The organism is Pseudomonas sp. NFACC51, assembly GCF_900103575.1.
In the GTDB taxonomy this organism is placed as follows: Bacteria; Pseudomonadota; Gammaproteobacteria; order Pseudomonadales; family Pseudomonadaceae; genus Aquipseudomonas; species Aquipseudomonas fluorescens_Q.
The window spans coordinates 102,340-108,943 of sequence record NZ_FMXH01000021.1; the positions used below are offsets into that span (position 1 = coordinate 102,340).

Here is a 6,604-nt window from a genome sequence, read left to right on the forward strand (position 1 = left end):
CGTTCTCATGCGCTTACTTCGAATAAAACACATAGACGACTTGACTTGAAGGAGGCGAAACAGAAGAATCCAAAGTCCGCTGTAGAGGGACTGCCAGAAGCAGACCCACTCAGCAGATCATGAGGCGCACATCCGCGCCGACCTGTTACACCCGCAACGCGTTACCTCGCGCTGGGTGGGAAAGGCCCGCAACACTTGGGACGATCCCAATACTTGCTCAGTCAGTGCTGACGTAGTCGGCGACCACCGTCGCTCATGCTCTGCCGAGAAGTAAACCTATTAAGACCCGTCCCTTTCTTGTGGGTCGGTATTCTGGCGTTTTAGAGGTGAACAACGTGGAGCTTTTATCTGGCGGTGAGATGCTCGTCCGCTTTTTGCGTGACGAAGGCGTCAAATATATCTACGGGTACCCCGGTGGTGCTCTTCTTCATGTCTATGATGCCCTGTTCAAAGAACCGGAAGTGACCCACATCCTGGTTCGTCACGAGCAGGCGGCCACCCATATGGCTGACGGCTATGCCCGTGCCACCGGCAAGGCCGGCGTGGTACTGGTGACTTCCGGTCCAGGCGCCACGAACGCCATCACCGGTATCGCTACCGCGTACATGGACTCCATCCCGATGGTGATCATTTCCGGCCAGGTGCCCAGCACCATGGTGGGGACCGATGCATTCCAGGAAACCGACATGATCGGTATCTCCCGGCCGATCGTGAAGCACAGCTTCATGATCAAGCACGCATCGGAAATCCCGGAAGTCATGAAGAAGGCCTTCTACCTGGCTGAATCCGGTCGTCCTGGCCCGGTTGTGGTCGATGTCCCGAAAGACATGACCAACCCGGCCGAGAAGTTCGAATACATCTTCCCGAAAAAAGCCAAGCTGCGTTCCTACAGCCCGGCCGTACGCGGCCACTCCGGACAAATCCGCAAGGCAGCCGAAATGCTCCTGGCGGCCAAGCGCCCGGTGCTGTACTCCGGTGGTGGCGTGATCCTCGGCGGTGGCTCCGCGCCGCTGACTGAACTGGCAAAAATGCTCAACCTGCCGGTCACCAATACGCTGATGGGCCTGGGCGCGTTCCCTGGCACCGACCGTCAGTTCATCGGTATGCTCGGCATGCACGGCAGCTACACCGCCAACCTGGCGATGCACCACGCCGATGTCATCCTGGCGGTTGGCGCACGTTTCGACGACCGCGTTATCAATGGGCCGGCGAAATTCTGCCCGAACGCCAAGATCATCCACATCGACATCGACCCGGCGTCCATCTCCAAGACCATCAAGGCAGACGTGCCGATTGTCGGTCCTGTAGAGAGCGTGCTGACCGAAATGGTCGCCATCCTCAAGGAAATCGGCGAGGTTCCAAACAAGGAGTCCGTGGCCAGTTGGTGGAAGCAGGTCGATGAATGGCGCGGCGATCGTGGCCTGTTCCCTTATGACAAGGGTGACGGCAGTGTGATCAAGCCGCAGACCGTGATCGAAACCCTGTGCGAAGTGACCAAGGGCGATGCCTTTGTGACCTCCGACGTGGGCCAGCACCAGATGTTCGCTGCGCAGTACTACAAGTTCGACAAGCCCAATCGCTGGATCAACTCCGGCGGCCTGGGCACCATGGGCTTCGGTTTCCCGGCGGCCATGGGCATCAAGTTGAGCTTTCCAGAGGCTGATGTCGCCTGCGTCACCGGCGAGGGCAGCATCCAGATGAACATCCAGGAACTGTCCACCTGCCTGCAATACGGTTTGCCGGTGAAGATCGTGATCCTGAACAACGGTGTGTTGGGGATGGTTCGCCAGTGGCAGGACATGAGCTACGGCAGCCGTCACTCGCACTCGTACATGGAATCGTTGCCTGATTTCGTCAAGCTGGCGGAGGCCTACGGTCACGTTGGCGTGCGCATCACCGAATCGAAGGATTTGAAGTCGAAGATGGAGGAAGCGTTCGCCATGAAGGATCGCCTGGTGGTGATCGATATTGCGGTCGACACCAGCGAGCACGTCTACCCGATGCAGATCAAAGACGGCTCCATGCGCGATATGTGGCTGAGCAAGACGGAGCGTACCTAATCATGCGACACATTATTTCCTTGCTTCTGGAAAACGAACCGGGTGCGCTGTCTCGTGTTGTAGGCCTGTTCTCGCAGCGCAACTACAACATTGAAAGCCTGACCGTGGCGCCAACCGAAGACCCGACCCTGTCGCGTCTGACGCTGACCACCGTGGGGCACGATGAAATCATCGAGCAGATCACCAAGAACCTGAACAAGCTGATCGAGGTGGTCAAGCTGGTGGACCTGTCGGAAAGCGCTCACATCGAGCGTGAACTGATGCTGGTCAAGGTCAAGGCCACCGGCGCCCAGCGCGCCGAGATCAAGCGTACTACCGATATTTATCGTGGGCAGATCGTCGATGTCAGCGCCAGCGTCTATACCGTTCAGTTGACCGGTACCAGCGACAAGCTCGACAGCTTCATTCAATCGATCGGCACTGCCTCGATTCTGGAAACCGTACGCAGTGGCGTCACCGGGATTGCCCGTGGCGACAAAGTACTGAGCATCTAAACCAAATTAGCGAATGGCCTGAACGGCCGGATATAGGGGAAATTCATGAAAGTTTTCTACGATAAAGACTGCGACCTGTCGATCATCCAGGGCAAGAAAGTCGCCATCATCGGCTACGGTTCCCAAGGTCACGCCCAGGCGTGCAACCTGAAAGATTCCGGCGTTGACGTGACTGTCGGCCTGCGCAAAGGCTCGGCCACCGTTGCCAAGGCAGAAGCCCATGGCCTGAAAGTGGCTGACGTGGCTTCCGCCGTTGCCGCTGCCGACCTAGTCATGATCCTGACGCCGGACGAGTTCCAGGGCGCTCTGTATCGCGACGAAATCGAACCGAACATCAAGAAAGGCGCGACCCTGGCCTTCTCCCACGGTTTCTCGATCCATTACAACCAGGTCGTGCCGCGTGCCGACCTCGACGTGATCATGATCGCGCCGAAGGCCCCGGGCCACACCGTGCGTTCCGAGTTCGTGAAAGGCGGCGGTATCCCTGACCTGATCGCGATCTACCAGGACGCTTCGGGCAATGCCAAGAACGTGGCCCTGTCCTACGCCGCTGGCGTGGGTGGCGGTCGTACCGGCATCATCGAAACCACGTTCAAGGACGAGACCGAAACCGACCTGTTCGGCGAGCAAGCCGTTCTGTGTGGCGGTACCGTCGAACTGGTCAAGGCCGGTTTTGAAACCCTGGTCGAAGCGGGCTACGCGCCGGAAATGGCTTACTTCGAGTGCCTGCACGAACTGAAGCTGATCGTTGACCTCATGTACGAAGGCGGTATCGCCAACATGAACTACTCGATCTCCAACAACGCCGAGTACGGCGAGTACGTGACCGGTCCGGAAGTGATCAACGCCGAATCCCGTCAGGCCATGCGCAACGCCCTGAAACGTATCCAGGACGGCGAATACGCCAAGATGTTCATCAGCGAAGGCGCCACCGGCTATCCTTCGATGACCGCCAAGCGTCGCAACAACGCTGCGCACGGTATCGAAATCATCGGCGAGCAACTGCGTTCGATGATGCCGTGGATCAGCGCCAACAAGATCGTCGACAAAGCCAAGAACTAAGTCGCGAACTTGAGTCGAAAAACGCGGCCTTGGCCGCGTTTTTTCGTTTGGGCGGTGGCTTCTGGTATAAAGCTGCATCGTTTGCGGTCGAACCGTCGTCCCAGACATCTGTCGAATTTTTTCACACCGTTGCAAGGTATTGTCCATGAGCGAACGTCCCGACGAGCCAAACCAGGCTCCTGACGCCGAAAGCCTGCTACCCATCGATGAACACGTCGAAGAAGGCCATGACGCTGAAGGCCGTAAGGTCCGGCATCGTGGCATCTATCTATTGCCGAACCTGTTCACCACCGCGAACCTGTTCGCCGGTTTCTATTCCATCATCAACTCCATGAGTGCCCAGGCTGCCTTGAGCGCTGGGGATGGCGCAGGGGCGAGTCGTTACTTCGCGTTCGCCGCCATTGCGATCTTCGTCGCCATGGTGCTCGATGGTCTGGACGGGCGCGTGGCCCGCATGACCAATACCCAGAGTGCGTTTGGCGCTGAGTATGATTCACTGTCCGACATGGTCGCCTTTGGCGTGGCTCCCGCCTTGCTGGCGTTCGGCTGGGCGCTGGGAGACATGGGCAAGGTCGGCTGGATGGTTGCCTTTATCTATGTGGCGGGGGCGGCGTTGCGCCTGGCGCGTTTCAACACCCAGGTTGGCAAGGCTGACAAACGTTACTTCATCGGCCTGGCCAGTCCGGCCGCGGCGGGTGTCGTGGCAGGTGTCGTCTGGGCATTCAGCGACTACGGCATCCAGGGGTCGAAAATGTCGTTCCTGGTGGCGTTGCTGGTTGCGGCGGCCGGGATGTTGATGGTCAGCAACATCAAATACAACAGCTTCAAGGAGCTCGACCTGAAGGGGCGTGTGCCATTCGTGGCGATTCTGGCGGTGGTGCTGGTGTTCGCAGTGGTGTTCAGTGATCCACCGCGTATCCTGTTGTTGGTTTTCCTGGGCTATGCCGCTTCCGGACCGGTGCAATACTTGTTGCGTCTTCGCCGACGCTAAACGTTGCCTTAATGTAATTTCCCCCATACTCCGCAGTCTATTGGTGCACCTGCCCTCCAATACTGCGGAGTTGTCATGCTGATCAAGATCCCCAAGTCGTCCGACTGCCGTGAATCGGACGTCACGCCCGAATCCCTCTATCTATCCCGTCGGCAAATGCTCGGTGCGTCCCTGGCTGGTCTCGCCGTCAGCGGCTTGCCTCAATGGGCCAGTGCTGCCGATGCGGCGCGTTATGCCGATGTCGAGCCCGGCAAGGCGCCGTCCTGGTTTGCCGAGAAACTGCCCTCAGTCCAATGGGGCGTGGTCACCGTCAAGAATGAGCCCATCACGCCGTTCAAGGACGCAACCCACTACAACAACTTCTATGAATTCGGAACTGACAAGGGAGACCCGGCAGCCAATGCAGGATCGTTGAAGACCGAGCCCTGGAGCGTGGTCGTGGACGGGGAGGTGGGCAAGCCGGGACGCTACGGGTTGGAAGACTTCATGAAGCCTTATCAACTGGAAGAGCGCATCTATCGATTGCGCTGTGTCGAGGCTTGGTCGATGGTCATTCCGTGGATTGGCTTCCCCATCTCTGCCTTGCTCAAGCAGGTCGAACCGACCTCCAAGGCCAAGTACATCCGTTTCGAAACCCTGCAGGATCCCAAGGTCATGCCGGGGCAGCGTTCAGGTTTCGCCTTGATCGACTGGCCGTATGTCGAAGGCTTGCGATTGGATGAGGCCATGAACCCGTTGGCCATTCTGGCGGTGGGAATGTACGGGCGGGAGTTGCCGAACCAGAACGGCGCGCCGCTGCGGTTGGTGGTCCCATGGAAATACGGTTTCAAAAGTGTGAAGTCCATCGTGCGTATCAGTCTGGTGAGTGAGCAGCCGAAGACGACTTGGCAGAGCATTGCGTCTGACGAATACGGTTTTTATGCCAACGTCAATCCGACGGTCGATCACCCGCGGTGGACCCAGGCGCATGAGCGTCGTTTACCGAGCGGGCTGTTCAGTCCCAATGTCCGCGATACGTTGATGTTCAACGGCTATCAGGATGAAGTCGCTTCTTTATATGCAGGGATGGACCTGAGGAAGGACTACTGATGCGTTTTCCAGTCTGGCGAGTCGGCGTCTTCATCGCGGCGGCGATCTGGCCCTTGTTCTGGCTTTACGAGGCCTTGATGAACTCGCTGGGTCCTGACCCGGGCAAGGTGCTGGTGGATCGGCTCGGGTTAGGCACGTTGATCCTGTTGTTGATCACCTTGAGCATGACGCCGCTGCAAAAGCTGACGGGATGGGCGGGGTGGATTGCGGTCAGGCGGCAGTTGGGGTTGTGGTGCTTTGCTTATGTGGTGCTGCATTTGAGTGGGTATGCGGCGTTCATATTGGGCTTCGACTGGTCGCAGTTGGGCGTCGAGTTGAGCAAGCGGCCTTACATTATCGTCGGGGCGCTTGGGTTTCTCGGCCTGCTGGCGTTGGCGGTCACATCCAATCGCTACAGTCAGCGGCGGCTTGGCATGCGTTGGAAGAAATTGCATCGCCTGGTTTATCTGATCCTGGGGCTTGGGTTGCTGCATATGCTGTGGATCGTACGTGCAGATCTGAAGGAGTGGGCGATATACGCCTTTATAGGGGCTGTACTGTTGATGCTAAGAGTCCCGCCGGTTATGCGCCGGATCCCGCGTTTGCGGGGTAGGAAAGTCTCTTCTGCAACAAAAGCGTAATTAAGGGTTGACGGCAGATTCTGGAAGTCTATAATTCGCCCCACTTCCGGCGCAGTCGAAACGGAAAACTCCTTGAGATTCAATGAGTTAAGTAGGTTTCGAAGATGCAGGGCTTCAGTTCATCGAAGCCCGGAAGGAGCAGGTGGAGCGCTGTTGTTTGGCTCTATCGGCGGTTCGATCTTCTCGGTCGAAAGCGGTGAAAAAGAGGTGTTGACAGCAGCGAGTAACGCTGTAGAATTCGCCTCCCGCTAACGAGAGATCGGAAGCGCAAGTGGTTGAAGTTGTTGA

General features: G+C 57.8%; 6 protein-coding genes. All 6 read left to right on the plus strand.

Going from position 1 to position 6,604, the window contains the following annotated elements:
- Positions 1 to 335: 335 nt before the first annotated feature.
- The 6 genes from BLT00_RS28990 to msrQ all read left to right on the plus strand — a co-directional run bounded on the left by BLT00_RS28990 (position 336) and on the right by msrQ (position 6,316).
- Entirely contained in the window at positions 336 to 2,060 is a 1,725-nt protein-coding gene (locus tag BLT00_RS28990; protein WP_003205612.1) for an acetolactate synthase 3 large subunit, read from the plus strand.
- Between the two features lie 2 nt (positions 2,061 to 2,062).
- Entirely contained in the window at positions 2,063 to 2,554 is a 492-nt protein-coding gene (ilvN, locus tag BLT00_RS28995; protein ID WP_003205610.1) for an acetolactate synthase small subunit, read from the plus strand.
- A gap of 45 nt (positions 2,555 to 2,599) precedes the next feature.
- Complete coding sequence (gene ilvC / locus BLT00_RS29000; protein ID WP_024779611.1) at positions 2,600 to 3,616, plus strand: ketol-acid reductoisomerase; 1,017 nt, start codon at positions 2,600 to 2,602, stop codon at positions 3,614 to 3,616.
- 145 nt (positions 3,617 to 3,761) lie between these two features.
- Entirely contained in the window at positions 3,762 to 4,607 is an 846-nt protein-coding gene (pssA, locus tag BLT00_RS29005) for a CDP-diacylglycerol--serine O-phosphatidyltransferase (RefSeq protein WP_063324359.1), read from the plus strand.
- 75 nt (positions 4,608 to 4,682) lie between these two features.
- Positions 4,683 to 5,696 carry a protein-methionine-sulfoxide reductase catalytic subunit MsrP gene (msrP, locus tag BLT00_RS29010; RefSeq protein ID WP_063324360.1) on the plus strand — a complete coding sequence of 338 codons (1,014 nt, stop codon included), beginning with the start codon at positions 4,683 to 4,685 and terminating at the stop codon, positions 5,694 to 5,696.
- Complete coding sequence (msrQ, locus tag BLT00_RS29015) at positions 5,696 to 6,316, plus strand: protein-methionine-sulfoxide reductase heme-binding subunit MsrQ (RefSeq protein WP_072346055.1); 621 nt, start codon at positions 5,696 to 5,698, stop codon at positions 6,314 to 6,316. The genes msrP and msrQ overlap by 1 nt, the downstream gene beginning before the upstream one ends.
- The last annotated feature ends 288 nt before the right edge of the window (positions 6,317 to 6,604 follow it).